Genomic DNA, 13,943 nt, shown 5'->3' with positions numbered 1-13,943 from the left:
AGCAAGCTGCCAGCGCGTGACCGGGTGAAGGAAGCAATGGAACGTGATCGGAATCAGAAACATAATCAGGATGCTCCAAATTAAAACGCGGAGGTTACCAATGAAAATTGCATTCGTTTTGTTTGATGGACTGACTTTCCTTGATTTTGCAGGGTTTTATGATGTGATCAATCGGTTGAATTTCTTTGAACCTACCAAAGGAACGACGTGGGAAACCTGTGCAATGACAGATCAGGTCACGGATGAGTCTGGTCTAACGTTGAAAGTGGATCGAGTGAAGCCAGACCTGTCGGAATATGATCTCGTGTTTATCCCCGGGGGCATGGGAACGCGCAAGCTTCGATATGACGAGGCATTTGTAGGTTGGCTGAGCAGGCTGCGTCTGTACCTTTGAAGGTTTCGGTGTGCACAGGATCTCTGCTGCTGGGTGCAGCTGGTTTTTTATCCGGTAAAAAAGCAACAACACATCCCTATGCATATGATTTGCTTCAGCCGTATGTCGATGAGGTGATTCAGAAGCGGATTGTAAAAGATGGAAATGTAATTACGGCTGGTGGAGTAGCCACGTCCATTGATCTGGGGATTTATGTTGTTGGGTTGCTTGCAGGACAGGAAGCGGCAGCGAATGTAAAACTTCAGATCGATTATCCTTATGAAATGCAGGGAGTGGTCGAAGAATGAACGAAGATCGAAAGCAAGAGACATATATCATTCGCAATATTCAGCGGGATGAAGCAGACATCTACTGGACTTTGCGACTGGAAGCACTGAAAACACATCCTGAAGCCTTTGGGGCTTCGTTCGAGTTGTCCATTCAACTCCCCATGAGTGAAGTGCAGGAGCGCATACATAATGAACCGGATGATTATATTCTGGGCGCATATACAGAAGAAGGAACTTTGGCGGGAATGATGGGTTTCAAAAGGGAACACGGCCTGAAACTCAGGCACAAAGGCATGATCTGGGGCGTCTATGTTGCTCCGCCATATCGGGGAAGTGGGCTGGCTTCGCGCTTGCTCCGCGAGGTGCTGGATCGGGGAAGACATCTGGAAGGTATCAAGCAGATTAATCTGAGTGTAGTGACAACAAATGAATCAGCCCGAAGTTTATATGAGCGATATGGATTTGAAGTTTATGGAATCGAGCGTAACGCATTGGAAGTCTACGGTCAGGGATATGATGAGGCGCATATGAATTACTTTTATACGGAGCATTCAACATTGAATGAAGATATCACCACAGGAGGGGTCCTATGACAGATCATGTTGAACTTGAGATTGATGGTGTTTCCTTTGTCTTAAAAGAGTCTCATTCTTTCGATTGGTTACGGCCCTTGGGTACGGTCTTTCGCGTATTCGATCAGCAAGATTCAGGGAATCTCTCCTTTGGTATTGTGCAAAAGGATGGAAAGAGATTGTTTGTAAAGTATGCGGGAGCACATACAATTCATGCGAATCATACGGGAAGTCCCCCGGAAGCCATTCGTAATCTGAAATCATCTGTTTCCGTTTACGAAGATTTGGCGCATGACACGTTGATTCGACTAACGGATCATTTTGCAACGGATGAGGGTTATACCTGTGTATTCGATTGGGTGGATGGGGAGTGTCTGCACTCCCACTGGTATTTTCCACCTCCTGCCAAGTATGAAGATCCGCGTTCGCCCTATTATCGGTTCAGACAGCTTCCAGTGGAGACACGCATTCGGGCGATGGAACAGATTCTGGATTTTCATATCGAGGTGGAACGAAGAGGTTATGTGGCTGTAGATCTGTATGATGGCAGTCTGATCTATGATTTTGACAGAAACTTTATGAAAATTTGTGATATCGATTTGTATCGGAAGGGCTCTTTTACCAATACCATGGGGCGTATGTGGGGATCTTCCCGTTTTATGTCTCCCGAAGAGTTTGAGCTAGGCGCGCCGATAGATGTGGTTACCAATGTATTCAACATGGGGGCAACGGCTTTTGCGTTGCTTGGCGGGGAGAAAGATCGTTCCTATGCCAGATGGGATGCCGGAGAAGCGTTGTATCAGGTTATGATGCGTGCTGTGAGCGATGATCGGTCCGAGCGGTACGCAACGATTGTGGAACTTGGTGAGGCTTGGAAACAAGCTGCCATGCAAGGTAAATGAGTGGATCGGTGTAATTTTCGCAAATATGCAAAATCCATTCGTATGTGTGTGTGAAATCCCGTATAATGGAAATTATTAAGGGGGTGCAGACGATGTGCAGATATGCCATGTCAGGACCATATAAAGACATCTATTCATGTTTCAATTGTCGCAAATCATTTAAACAAGTTTCCAGACATGACCTAAGCCCTGAGGTGGTGGCACAACTTGAATATAAATGCCCGCAATGTGCCACGTCCATGGTTAGCATGGGACAGGATTTCCAGGCACCCAAGCATACCAAACAATGGACCAAAGTGATGATGTTGTATCGTCATGGTTATACCTATCATAATTGCGGGTGCGGGGCTGGATATCGCCCAGCTGATTTACGTGAATTATCCGATTTTCTGGAGCAGCAGGAAGCTGGTAAAGGCAGTGTAGGCGAACGATTATTGCAAAGGTTAACTTCATAGTTATGGTTCCAAAATCCAACCTGTCGTCTATGGAAATGTTGAAAATACAGGTGAGCACGTTGTATACAATCAATGAGCAGCAGCGTTTATTAAGCATTAACGAGCCAGGTGGTGGGCAAGCTCCATCCATTTTTATCGGCATGACTTCTGCTGGTTCACTGATCTATTACCATGAGCAGTTACCGCCTAATCTAATGGATGAGTTGGGTAAGGATTGCGAGTTTCCATTGGATATTCCAAAACTGATTCGAAAGGTGGAAACCTTTGAGCCAGTTAACCGTGTGTGGATGGGACCAGCTTATGCTTTTCCTGAGACATCTGACGAGTGGAATCAGAAGGTTCAGTTGATTGGTCAGGAGCAGCGTTATTTGCTGGCAGAGCATTTCCTTGAATTAACAGATCACTTGCATGAAAAATGGCCTGTTGCCGCTTATGTTATTGGTGAATCTGCTGTGGCAGTGTGCTGCTCCGCAAGGCTCTCCGATTATGGGGCGGAAGCGAGTCTATATACGGCACTCGGTTATAGAGGACATGGATATGCAGCAGAGACGGTAAAATGCTGGCAGTATTATGTCAAGGAGCGTGGACGCATGCCAATCTATAGTACATCTTGGGATAATCTCGCTTCACAGCAAGTTGCCCATAAACTGGGATTAATTCAGTTTGGTGTGGATTTCAGTATCACAACTGTGGATTTGAGGAAGGGCTGTGATGTCTGATGATCCGCACTTTCGTACAAAAGGATCTGCAGTATGTCATTGAAGCGCATATCCGAATCTATCGAAATGAGTATAATTATGATCATAGCTTTGCTGAATTTATCACGAATGCGGTGAATTCGTTTGGACTGACGGGTAATCACTTGAGGGAGATGTTGTGGATCGTTGAGTTGAATCAGTCAGCTTCCGGCTCCATAGGTCTTACTCAGGTGAATGAAAATACGGCTCAACTGCGCTGGTTTCTGATCGAACCGGAAGCACGTGGTGCAGGATGGGGCGGGAAGCTTATCGAACAGGCAGTTCTTTTTGCAAAAGAAAAAGGCTACACATCCGTGATCCTGTGGACCAATGAATCTTTGATCGGCGCGCGTAGATTATATCAATCTGTGGGTTTTGAAGTGAAGGAAGTCAGCAAGCAGTTTCTGTCAGGTCAGGAGCTTAACGAAGAAAAATGGGAACTTGTTCTGTAGTGGGCCGGGTGCTTGAGCATGAAATCCGAATCTGTAGTGTTAACTCGTTGTTGAAAGGAGTGGTACAGTGAATGGCAGAAGACTGATTCTGGGTTTGTTATCCGTATGCACTGCACTGACGGTAGCCGCGTGTTCGACTCGGACAGAAGACCAAGCATTATCAGCAACCATTGAAAGCAAGTTGCAGCAGATGGTTAGCGACCCTGTCCTCCTGACCAGCAGTAATCCCAATGATTATATTGCTGGTAACCGGGAGGCTTACGAGGACATCCTGAGTACGGGTGAGGCGGGACTGTTTCTCCTGTTACAGCAGCTCGAATCCAGTCCGGATAACGGTCTCAAGGAATGGATCATGGCTCAGGCCAGTACTGAACTGCTTGGAGAGCATAACCCCGTAGAGGGGTGGCATAGTGGCAAGGACTGGCTCAGGCAGTATAAAATGAACATAGAATAATGGTTCATCATCCATAGTGTGTGATGAGCCGGAAGTACAAACCTCACCTCCAGTCAGCATGAGCAGCATTGAGAGGTTCTTGGAACCCGAAAGAATACATTATAGAGGTGAAATCCTTGACTAAAAAAATTGCTTTTTTTGATTCAGGCATCGGTGGTTTGACCGTTTTGCATCAGGCATTACAACAGTTTCCGGAAGAAAAATTTCTGTATTATGCGGATACTTTACATGTCCCGTATGGAACCAAGTCTGCGGATGAGGTTAGAGGACATATTTTTGATTGTGTGGAAGCCATCGTTCAGGAGGATGTCCAGGCAATCGTGATTGCTTGTAATACAGCAACAAGTCTGGCTGTGAAGGATCTGCGCGCCAAGTACGATATCCCGATCATTGGCATGGAGCCTGCGGTGAAACCAGCCGTGGAGATGAATCGTGATAGTGGTAAGAGAGTGCTTGTATTTGCCACGGCCCTCACCTTGAGCCAAACCAAGTATAACGAACTGGTATCGCGTGTTGATGATCACCACAGTGTGGATTCCATTGCGCTGCCGGAACTAGTGGAGTGGTGTGAACAGCTGGATTTTGATCCGGGCAAAATCGCTGATTATTTCCGGTTCAAGCTGGCAGATCTCGATCTTCATATGTATGGCACAGTGGTGCTTGGTTGCACGCATTATCCTTACTATACGTCCATTCTGCGCACGGTTCTGCCCGATCATATACAGATTATTGATGGCAGTATAGGTACGGTGAACCATCTGAAGCAGCGGCTTGGACTGGTGGCTCAACATGGAGACAGAACAGGGGAACAGGTCACTTTCCTCAGTTCATCAGGCCGACCGGAAGAGCAGGAGAAGATGTACAGTGCACTTCAATATCTTGAGATGAACTCCAAGTAGGTTACACCATAGGAGGTGATAGCTATGCAGTCCATTTATCTTATCCGTCACGCCAAGGCCACAGGGCAGGAACCCCATGCAGAGCTTACAGATGAAGGGATCAGGCAGGCTGAAAAACTTGCAGATATCTTGGCTCATCATTCCATAACGTATATTGTCTCCAGTCCATGGAAAAGGGCCGTTCAGACGGCTATGCCACTGGGCATAGCAATGCTGCAACATATACATACGGATGAACGTCTCCAGGAGAGGATACTTAGCTCTCTTGATCTGCCAAACTGGATGGATGTACTGAAACGTACATACGATGATGTGGATTGGGTGGAAGAAGGCGGGGAATCTTCGAGAAACGCGGCTGCAAGGGGGCTGGCACTACTGGAAGAGTTGTGGAGCAGACCGGAACAGCACGGGGCCGTGGTTACACATGGGAACTTGTTATCACTGCTTATTCGTGAGTATGAACCATCCTTTGGTTATGAAGAGTGGACCAAACTGTCTAACCCGGATGTGTATGTGCTGGAGCGACAACGGCCAGATGCAGGGCTATCCACCATTCGCAGAATCTGGACAGATTAAACAGCAAAAGAGTGCTCCAGCGATATTACATCAGCCAGAACACTCTTTTCGTTTATCCTCGGGGCATGTTTACAATGCGGCAATCATGATCATAACCCATCCAGCCAAAAATGCGACTCCGCCAAGTGGGGTAATGGCTCCCAATTTGCGAACACCCGTTACACTTAAAGTGTACAGGCTGCCGGAGAACAGGATGATTCCGGCGAACATCAGCCACCCGGCAAGCATGACGAGTGAAGAGGATTCAAGACGGTCTGCCAGCAGTCCGATCAGGATGATGCCAAGTCCATGGATGAGGTGATATTGAACACCGGTTTCATAGATTTTGATCATGTCAGCGGATAGTTTGCGCTTGAGCGCGTGTGCACCAAAAGCACCCAAAGCAACAGCCAGGAACATCATAATACTGCCGAGTATAATCAGGGTTTGCAATGTGTTTTTCTCTCCTTTTAAGGGTAATTAGATATAACATAAGAGTGTACTGCACGAGTGTTGTCTACAGTTTGCGCAATTGAATCTGTCCAATGGAGTGATCGGCTTCCTTTTTCAGAATCAGTCTGGCACGCCCTTTGGTTGGCAAAATGTTTTCATGCAGGTTTTTGGCATTGATATCCTGCCAGATCTGGTTGGCCGTACGAACGGTTTCCTCTTCATCGATATTGGCGAATCGTTGATGGAAAAAGGAATCCGTGTTCTGGAACGCTGTATTGCGGAGCAGCTTGAAACGCTCAACGTACCAGTGTCGTATATGCTCTTCTTCTGCATCTATGTAGATGGAAAAATCGAAGAAATCACTAACCAGCAAAGGCGTTTCCTTTTTGATCTGAAGTACATTGATGCCTTCAATAATGAGAATATCCGGTTGACAGATCTGCTTCTCTTCCCCTTGAATGACATCGTAGGCGAGGTGAGAGTATACGGGTGCTTTCACTTCGGGTTTGCCTGATTTTACATCACCCATGAACTGAATCAGGGATTTGATATCATAGCTTTCCGGGAATCCCTTGCGGTTCATGATGCCCTTCTCTTGCAGCACCGCATTGGGATATAAGAAACCGTCGGTTGTGACAAGGTCAACCTTCGGGCTGTTCTTGCCTCTGGCGAGCAGTGCCTGGAGCAAGCGGGCCGCTGTACTTTTGCCCACGGCAACACTTCCCCCGATTCCAATGATGTAGGGGGTGGGGAGAGCTTCTTTTTTCATAAAGGAGGCCGTCAGTCGATTCAGCTCTCGTGAAACTCTTGCATATAGGTCAATAAAGTGGGTAAGAGGCAAATATATATCTTCGACTTCTTGAATCGATACCTCTTCATTCAATCCCTTTAACTGTTCTAATTCGGCTTCCGTCAGTGGAAGAGTGGTCTGATGTTCTTTAAGTTCAGCCCATTCCTTGCGGTTAAACTCGATGTAAGGAGAGTATAAATTCATGAGATCCCGCTTTCTGTATGTAATATAATTGTGGACACAACCTTTAGTGTATCAAATTTCAGGAAACTGACAACACCTTTACATTGTGCCTTTCATAATGCCTTTCGTCAAAATGGAGCGAAAAACAACTTACTAGGAAAGTTTAACCCAATTTATGTTAAAGTCAACGTATACCATGCGGAAGGGTGACAGCACATGATCGTATATGAGAGAGAGCATGATTTTGTTTTGACCGCACAGCATGAGCATGGATTAGTAGCCGGAGAAATGGCTTCCCACTGGAAAAATGAATTACTAGCCGATGCTGGGCATCGGGATGAATTGATTCTAGCGGCCAAGGAACATGACCGTGGCTGGATTGAACTGGATTCATCTCCATTCTGGAATGATTACAGTCAATCGCCGTATTCGTTTCGTGATTTTCCATTGCGTCCGCGTTTTGTATTCTACCATAAAGGGATTGAAGAAGTTCGTCAGAAAAACCTCTACGCCGGATTATTGTGTAGCTTGATGTATACGGAACTGTTTCAGAAAAATCTGGGGGCCAATGCTCAGGATGATGATGACATCCGAGATTATCTGCAACAAGAACACGAACGTCAGCTGGATTGGGAGAAACAGCTTGGTGGTGATGCTGAAGCACTGAAACAGAGGTTGCAAAGTGATGTGGAGATCATGCTTTTCTGTGATCAGCTGAGTCTGTTTCTCTGTATGGAGGAACCTGGAACACCTGCTGCGCGTTATGATTTTTTTGCAGAAGGGCTCAGTTGTACGTTTGATGCCTGTTCCAGACAACCAATTCAGGCAGAGTGGTTATCCAATGAAAAAGTAGGCCTGTCTTTTTTCCCGTTTGATGAGGACTTTACGGTCGTTTTGCCTTATAAATCGGTGCCAAAGGCAAGTATCCGCAAATTTGGTATGCAACAGGCTTATCGCCGGGCTGAATGGAAGGAACGCCGGGTGTTGATTACGGAATTGAACTGAGAACTGGAAACTCCAAGCTTGAGTACAGAGCAGCATAGAATATCACAAAACAGGCGGGCTTCTATGTACAGGTGTACAGGGCGTCCGCCTTTCGTATGTATATATATCATCATAGACTATACTGTGAGACCGGTGAAAATACCAATGAAACAGAGTGGGAATAAAGAAGGAAAACACAGGTTATTCCCAGAAATGTTAGTGTACAGCAGAGAAGCGCATGTTAGCAGGAGGACGAATATGGATACTAGAATAGAGATATTAACGATGTGTATGGTATGGGACAAAATGAATGATCAAGTGTTGCTAATGAATCGGCCGGATCGCAAAGGATTTCCGGGATACATCGCTCCTGGGGGGAAGGTAGACTTTCCGGAGAGTATCCTGGATGGCGCCGTGCGGGAGGTTCTGGAGGAGACGGGGCTAGTAGTTAATGAAATTACGTATAAAGGGCTTGATGAGTTCTGTGATCCCGAACAAGGATTGCGGTACATGGTATTTAACTATTTGGCGACTTCATTCGAGGGTCAGTTATTGCAAGATCCGCCCGAAGGCGAACTGTTATGGGTGCCTATGAAGCGGGTTTTTGAGCTGCCTATGCAGGATTGGTTTGCTGAACGTTTCCCGCGTTTTTTCCAAAAAGGCACTTTTGAGCGGAGCGTGATCTGGGAGAAGTCATCCGGACGTACGTTGCAAGAGACATTTATGGTGTATAGCGATTCGGTACTTGAACAGAGTGGGACCCGATAAGTTAAAACGTCAGAAGGAGGAAAAATCATGGGATACCAGCATGCCCTGCAAGGATACATTGCGGCGACAAATACACATCAGTTTGATGAAGTCAGTAAATGGTTATCGCCACAAGCCGTATATTGGTTTACGGGAACGTCCTGTACTACCCCTAACGAAATTCGGGCTTATTTTGAGAACGCTTGGGAGACAGTCAAGGAAGAAGTGTACAGTGCTGAAGATGTTAAGTGGATTACGACTAGCAAAGAGCAGGCCGTTTGTATTTATACCTACCACTGGAAGGGAATTTATCAGGGAGAGCCTGCTTATGGAAAGGGTCGGGCCACGAATGTATTTGTTGCTGGGTTTGATGGGGAATGGAAATTAATCCATGAGCATTTAAGCTTGGGTTAGGATACAAAATAATGCCTCATAATGTATCATCCATATCTATATATTTATATCCAAATATTATGATATAATGAAGTTTACTATTTTTATAGGAGATGACTAGTCTGTGGGTAATAGTGTGTGATTAATAGATTGAGTAAACTAGTTTGGCGAAATGAAGAATGATATATTTGTGGATTTGCCATACATAGGCTTCTGCAAACAGGACGTAGATGAATATTGTACGATGAAAAGGTGGAGATTGGCATGAAATTGTCGTTCCGGATTTTGGACTGGGAAGAAGAGAGACCCTACGAACTTTTATTGATGGCTGATCCTTCAAAAGCAATTGTAGATGAGTACCTGAGTCGGGGTGTTTGTTTTATTGCCGAGTATGAAGGAGAGATGGTTGGGGAGTTCGTATTGTTGAAGACTCGTCCGGAGACTGCGGAGATTGTTAATATTGCCGTACAGGAAGAACTGCAGGGTCAAGGTGTAGGCAAACACATGATTAAGGAAGCGATGGAAGCTGCACGTAGACTGGGATGTCGAATTCTAGAGATTGGGACAGGCAACTCCAGCTTTCATCAATTGAAGTTATACCAACGTTGCGGTTTTCGCATTATCGGGGTTGATCGTGACTTCTTTGTGAGGCATTATGAGGAAGAGATTATAGAGGATGGTATCCGCTGTGTGGATATGATCCGTATGGCCATAGATCTGGATGCTGTTACAGAGGATGAAAACGAAAGGAAGAGCCCTTAAGTGAATCGGCATACACATATTGGGGTATATGGCTTGGTCGTTTGGGAGGACCAATTCCTGTTGATTCATAAGGTTCGCGGAGCATATCAGGGGCAATGGGATTTACCAGGCGGAAGGCTGGAATTTGGCGAGCAGCCAGAGACTGCTCTTCATCGTGAGATTGAAGAAGAGACGGGCCTGACCCATCTACAAGTGATGATTCGTTCTGCGGAGTCTACGGTACTGGAATGGGGGTATTAAGGTGAGCCGGAAGAGCTGCACCATATCGGGATGTTGTATGATGTTGTTTTGACCACAGCCAGTCAGCCGGATCATATCAAAAAAGAACCCGATGGTGAAGATTCGCTGGGCGCGGACTGGTTTACACTGGAGCAGGTTAGAGATCTTTCCTTAACGCCGTTTGCAGAGTATATGATTAACCAAAGTACATCTTGATGCGCATCCTCAACTTTATTGTTAACTTAAATTTGCTGAATCCAAAGAAGCTGCTCGGATAATTTATGTCTGGGCCAGCTTTTTCAGTTGGTCTCCTGAAGAAAACCCCAATTATTTGTTGAATGTGACGTCAAATGGTTAATGTTTAACTTGACGGTTTGTTTTTGAACATAATGGACCACAATTCAATTAAGGAGGTAAAATGGGAGATCGTATGCCTATTTTGTTGTAATTAAGCGTTCGTTGTTCTGCTCAAATTGATCGATTTATTCGATTCATCTAATTTATGCATCAATTGAACTAAAAATAGGAAATGCTCCTGAGCGTAAAAGTTTATAGAATAGATATTAGAACATGGACTTCACTTGAAGAAGAGGAGAAAGTGTAACCTTCGAACGGATCAGGACAGTATTCGACATCTGTGCGACGGTATATACAATCATTGTTTTACTTTGATTTTGAAAACGCAGACAAACCTTGACGGGAGCGTCGGACTAACGTTACTACCACCAACAGCACGATTATTGGACTTCATGAAAAATTTCGCTTAAAATGTTGAACGAACGCAAATTACGGCTTAGTCAATGATTTCCGTCAAAAACTTATGACTAAATCAAGACGGAGGGAACGTCGATGACGATCGTGGAAGGCAACAAGAAGCCCTGGGAAAGTTACTATGGCCCCAATATGGGATACGTACAGGAACAATATGAATTATTCACTCAAGACCCTGGTTCGGTTACACCAGCTTATCGTGAACTATTTGAACAATGGGGTGCACCGCCAATGTCTGGCACGGATGCACGCACAACCCTGAATTCCGGCAACGCCCAATCTGCTTCCGGAAGCGTAGACATTCAACTATTACAGAAAGCGGTTACAGCGGGTAAACTGGTATGGAACATCCGTACCTATGGTCATCTTGCTGCAGATATAGATCCGCTTGGAATCAGTGAAGATACAGACACATCTTTGCTGGAACCTCAGCATTTTGAATTAAACGAAGAAGATCTGAAAGCTTTGCCTGCTTCCCTGATCTGGGAAGGTGCAGATGGGCAGACAGCAACCGGATGGGATGCAATCCAACGTTTGCGTCAGATATACACTGGACCCATGGCCTACGAATTCAGTCATGTGCACGAAGTTCAAGAGCGTGAGTGGCTGAATCGTCGTGCGGAATCCCGGACATCACCGGCTCCGCTTACGCCGAAAGAACGTAAGGCTTTGCTGGAACGTTTGGTTGAAGTTGAGCAATTTGAAGATTATCTTCACAAAACATTTGTTGGGCAGAAACGTTTCTCCATCGAAGGTAACGATGTGCTTGTGCCGATGCTGGATGAAGCTGTTCGCATCATGGCAGAAGCCGGATCAAGCCACATTCTGATGGGTATGGCCCACCGTGGACGGTTAAATGTACTGGCTCATGTTTTGGGCAAACCGTACAGCAAAATTTTCTCTGAATTTCATCATGCTCCGAACAAAGATTTGGTTCCATCGGAAGGTTCGACTGGAATCAACTACGGTTGGACGGGGGATGTCAAATATCATATGGGTGCCAACCGTTTTGTGAAAGACGGGGAAACTGTACAGGCACGCCTTACTCTGGCGAATAACCCGAGCCATCTGGAATACGTCAATCCGGTTGTACAAGGGTTTGCACGTGCGGCTCAGGATGACCGTCGTGACCCAGGATATCCGAAGCAGGACGTGACGAAGGCAGCTACCATTTTGATGCACGGTGATGCAGCATTCCCTGGAGAAGGGATCGTTGCAGAGACACTTAACTTCAAGGCTCTGCCAGGATATCAGAATGGCGGAACCATCCATATTATCGTCAACAATCGTCTGGGCTTCACTACAGATAGCGGTGATTCCCGTTCAACGTACTACGCAAGTGATCTTGCTAAAGGGTACGAAATTCCGATTGTACACGTGAATGCGGACAATCCGGAGGCTTGTATTGCAGCCATTCGTATGGCAGCAGAGTATCGCAATCGTTTCAAAAAGGATTTCCTGATCGACTTGATTGGTTACCGTCGTTACGGCCATAATGAAACCGATGATCCCGAAACAACTCAACCTATCGTGTATGACAAGGTGAAAAACCATCCAACGGTAAGTCACTTGTATCAGGATCAGTTGAAACAGGAATCGGTTATCGATGATGCGTCCATTACGAGCATTCGCGATGGAGTAACGAACAAATTAAAAGAAGCTTATGACCAGATGAAGAAAAATGAAGTACATGAATATTACCAACGGAAAATCAGTGAGCCGGAGGCTGTTACGATTACTCCGACTGCGGTACCACTGGAGAATCTGCGCAGCATTAATGCTGATCTGCTGAAATGGCCTGAGAACTTCAACGTGTATCCGAAGTTACAGCGGATTTTGCAACGCCGGAGCACTTCCCTGAACGAAGGGGAAAAAGTGGATTGGAGCCTTGCGGAGACACTCGCATTTGCAACCATTCTGGCAGATGGTAAGCCAATTCGGATTAGTGGACAGGATGCCGAGCGCGCTACATTCGCTCATCGGAATCTGGTGTTGCACGATTCGGAGAATGGAGCAAAGTTCTGCCCATTACATCACTTGCCACAGGCAAGAGCATCCTTTGCAATCTATAACAGTCCGTTGTCGGAAGAATCCGTTGTTGGATTCGAATACGGATATAACGTATATTCACCAGATACACTGGTCATCTGGGAGGCTCAATTCGGTGACTTTGCCAACTGTGCACAGGTTATATTTGACCAGTTTGTATCAGCGGGTCGCGCCAAATGGTCTCAGAAATCCAGTCTGGTTATGTTGCTTCCACATGCGAATGAGGGTCAGGGACCTGAGCATACAAGTGCTCGTCTTGAACGCTTCCTGCAGCTTTGTGCAGAAGACAACATGACGGTTGCCAACTTGTCGAGTGCATCTCAGTACTTCCACTTGTTGCGTCGTCAAGCTTCGTTGACTGAAACGGAAGATGCTCGTCCACTTGTGATGATGTCACCGAAAAGTCTCATTCGGAATCCGCGTGTTGCTTCACCGGCAGTCGAATTCAGTGAAGGCAAGTTTGAGCTTGTGCTGGAGCAAGCTGGACTGGGTACACAGCCGGATCGCGTAGAGCGCATTATTTTGTGCAGTGGCAAGATTGCCATTGACCTGGAAGATGCTTTTGAAAAAGATAAAGCAGATTGGTCATGGCTTCACATCATTCGCGTAGAACAGCTATATCCGTTCCCGGCAGAAGAGATCAAACGTATACTCGCACGTTTCAGCAATGTAAAAGAACTGGTATGGGTACAGGAAGAAAACAAAAACATGGGTGCCTGGACATACATGGAGCCTCGTCTTCGTGAAGTTGCTCCGGAAGGCACAACCGTTAGATACGAAGGTCGCCCGGAACACGCAAGTCCTTCCAGCGGTTATCAGCTTGTGCATAGTATGGAACAGCAACAGATTATTACATCTGCGTTGAAACAAACGACGAAGAATAATATTCCACTGGGGAGGTAA

The 13,943-nt window shown here is 46.0% G+C and carries 17 protein-coding genes and 1 pseudogene; 16 read left to right on the top strand and 2 right to left on the bottom strand.

What is annotated here, in order from left to right; all coding sequences use genetic code 11:
- The first annotated feature begins 100 nt into the window (after window positions 1-100).
- From BLS69_RS15230 to BLS69_RS15190, 9 genes and pseudogenes are all read left to right on the top strand, one after another.
- A pseudogene (locus BLS69_RS15230) lies at window positions 101-681 on the top strand (DJ-1/PfpI family protein).
- Window positions 678-1,256 (top strand): GNAT family N-acetyltransferase, encoded by a 579-nt coding sequence (locus BLS69_RS15225; protein WP_091032914.1) that lies wholly within the window; start codon window positions 678-680, stop codon window positions 1,254-1,256. Before BLS69_RS15230 ends, BLS69_RS15225 begins: the two are co-directional and overlap by 4 nt.
- Window positions 1,253-2,137: a serine/threonine-protein kinase gene (locus BLS69_RS15220; protein WP_091032912.1), complete on the top strand. Its 885-nt coding sequence runs from the start codon at window positions 1,253-1,255 to the stop codon at window positions 2,135-2,137. The genes BLS69_RS15225 and BLS69_RS15220 overlap by 4 nt, the downstream gene beginning before the upstream one ends.
- 92 nt (window positions 2,138-2,229) lie before the next feature.
- On the top strand, window positions 2,230-2,592 hold the full coding sequence (locus tag BLS69_RS15215) for a hypothetical protein (protein ID WP_091032909.1): 363 nt from the start codon (window positions 2,230-2,232) through the stop codon (window positions 2,590-2,592).
- A gap of 59 nt (window positions 2,593-2,651) precedes the next feature.
- Entirely contained in the window at window positions 2,652-3,311 is a 660-nt protein-coding gene (locus tag BLS69_RS15210; RefSeq protein ID WP_143023582.1) for a GNAT family N-acetyltransferase, read from the top strand.
- The gene (locus tag BLS69_RS15205; protein ID WP_091032904.1) at window positions 3,311-3,781 is read left to right on the top strand and encodes a GNAT family N-acetyltransferase; all 471 of its coding nucleotides are present in this window, start codon (window positions 3,311-3,313) and stop codon (window positions 3,779-3,781) included. Before BLS69_RS15210 ends, BLS69_RS15205 begins: the two co-directional genes overlap by 1 nt.
- Before the next feature lie 67 nt (window positions 3,782-3,848).
- Window positions 3,849-4,235: a hypothetical protein gene (locus BLS69_RS15200; protein ID WP_091032902.1), complete on the top strand. Its 387-nt coding sequence runs from the start codon at window positions 3,849-3,851 to the stop codon at window positions 4,233-4,235.
- Between the two features lie 116 nt (window positions 4,236-4,351).
- The gene (murI, locus tag BLS69_RS15195) at window positions 4,352-5,134 is read left to right on the top strand and encodes a glutamate racemase (RefSeq protein WP_091032899.1); all 783 of its coding nucleotides are present in this window, start codon (window positions 4,352-4,354) and stop codon (window positions 5,132-5,134) included.
- Between the two features lie 24 nt (window positions 5,135-5,158).
- Window positions 5,159-5,710 carry a histidine phosphatase family protein gene (locus BLS69_RS15190; RefSeq protein ID WP_091032896.1) on the top strand — a complete coding sequence of 184 codons (552 nt, stop codon included), beginning with the start codon at window positions 5,159-5,161 and terminating at the stop codon, window positions 5,708-5,710.
- Window positions 5,711-5,779: 69 nt separating this feature from the next.
- Here the strand turns inward: BLS69_RS15190 and BLS69_RS15185 are convergent, their stop codons facing one another.
- Window positions 5,780-6,142 (bottom strand): DUF423 domain-containing protein, encoded by a 363-nt coding sequence (locus BLS69_RS15185; RefSeq protein ID WP_017689687.1) that lies wholly within the window; start codon window positions 6,140-6,142, stop codon window positions 5,780-5,782.
- Window positions 6,143-6,206: 64 nt separating this feature from the next.
- Entirely contained in the window at window positions 6,207-7,136 is a 930-nt protein-coding gene (gene coaA, locus BLS69_RS15180) for a type I pantothenate kinase (protein WP_062833405.1), read from the bottom strand.
- 195 nt (window positions 7,137-7,331) lie between these two features.
- Between coaA and BLS69_RS15175 the strand changes: the two genes are divergently transcribed.
- From BLS69_RS15175 to BLS69_RS15150, 7 genes are all read left to right on the top strand, one after another.
- On the top strand, window positions 7,332-8,120 hold the full coding sequence (locus BLS69_RS15175) for a DUF3891 family protein (protein WP_091032893.1): 789 nt from the start codon (window positions 7,332-7,334) through the stop codon (window positions 8,118-8,120).
- A 237-nt stretch (window positions 8,121-8,357) separates the two neighbouring features.
- Window positions 8,358-8,867 carry an 8-oxo-dGTP diphosphatase gene (locus BLS69_RS15170; protein ID WP_091032890.1) on the top strand — a complete coding sequence of 170 codons (510 nt, stop codon included), beginning with the start codon at window positions 8,358-8,360 and terminating at the stop codon, window positions 8,865-8,867.
- A gap of 27 nt (window positions 8,868-8,894) precedes the next feature.
- Window positions 8,895-9,260 (top strand): YybH family protein, encoded by a 366-nt coding sequence (locus BLS69_RS15165; protein ID WP_091032887.1) that lies wholly within the window; start codon window positions 8,895-8,897, stop codon window positions 9,258-9,260.
- 243 nt (window positions 9,261-9,503) lie between these two features.
- Window positions 9,504-10,001 (top strand): GNAT family N-acetyltransferase, encoded by a 498-nt coding sequence (locus BLS69_RS15160; protein WP_036610208.1) that lies wholly within the window; start codon window positions 9,504-9,506, stop codon window positions 9,999-10,001.
- Window positions 10,002-10,241, top strand: coding sequence for an NUDIX domain-containing protein (locus BLS69_RS32575; RefSeq protein ID WP_256332307.1), 240 nt, complete (start codon window positions 10,002-10,004; stop codon window positions 10,239-10,241). It abuts the gene before it with no gap.
- Window positions 10,242-10,289: 48 nt separating this feature from the next.
- Window positions 10,290-10,436, top strand: a complete 147-nt coding sequence (locus BLS69_RS32570) for a hypothetical protein (protein ID WP_256332306.1) — start codon at window positions 10,290-10,292, stop codon at window positions 10,434-10,436.
- A 633-nt stretch (window positions 10,437-11,069) separates the two neighbouring features.
- A complete protein-coding gene (locus tag BLS69_RS15150) occupies window positions 11,070-13,943 on the top strand; it encodes a 2-oxoglutarate dehydrogenase E1 component (RefSeq protein ID WP_091032885.1) in 2,874 nt (957 codons plus the stop codon).

The sequence above is a fragment of the Paenibacillus sp. CF095 genome (assembly GCF_900101225.1).
Classification (GTDB): Bacteria; Bacillota; Bacilli; order Paenibacillales; family Paenibacillaceae; genus Paenibacillus.
Note: the sequence above shows the minus strand (reverse complement) of the source record. Positions and strands in the feature narration are given on the sequence as shown.

Coding starts and splice junctions, on each gene's coding strand:
- BLS69_RS15165 (WP_091032887.1), top strand. CDS start 8,895: ATGGGATACCAGCATGCCCTGCAAGGATACATTGCGGCGACAAATACA.
- BLS69_RS15190 (WP_091032896.1), top strand. CDS start 5,159: ATGCAGTCCATTTATCTTATCCGTCACGCCAAGGCCACAGGGCAGGAA.
- BLS69_RS15220 (WP_091032912.1), top strand. CDS start 1,253: ATGACAGATCATGTTGAACTTGAGATTGATGGTGTTTCCTTTGTCTTA.
- BLS69_RS15170 (WP_091032890.1), top strand. CDS start 8,358: ATGGATACTAGAATAGAGATATTAACGATGTGTATGGTATGGGACAAA.
- BLS69_RS15225 (WP_091032914.1), top strand. CDS start 678: ATGAACGAAGATCGAAAGCAAGAGACATATATCATTCGCAATATTCAG.
- BLS69_RS15150 (WP_091032885.1), top strand. CDS start 11,070: ATGACGATCGTGGAAGGCAACAAGAAGCCCTGGGAAAGTTACTATGGC.
- BLS69_RS15205 (WP_091032904.1), top strand. CDS start 3,311: ATGATCCGCACTTTCGTACAAAAGGATCTGCAGTATGTCATTGAAGCG.
- BLS69_RS15160 (WP_036610208.1), top strand. CDS start 9,504: ATGAAATTGTCGTTCCGGATTTTGGACTGGGAAGAAGAGAGACCCTAC.
- BLS69_RS15175 (WP_091032893.1), top strand. CDS start 7,332: ATGATCGTATATGAGAGAGAGCATGATTTTGTTTTGACCGCACAGCAT.
- BLS69_RS15215 (WP_091032909.1), top strand. CDS start 2,230: ATGTGCAGATATGCCATGTCAGGACCATATAAAGACATCTATTCATGT.
- coaA (WP_062833405.1), bottom strand. CDS start 7,136: ATGAATTTATACTCTCCTTACATCGAGTTTAACCGCAAGGAATGGGCT.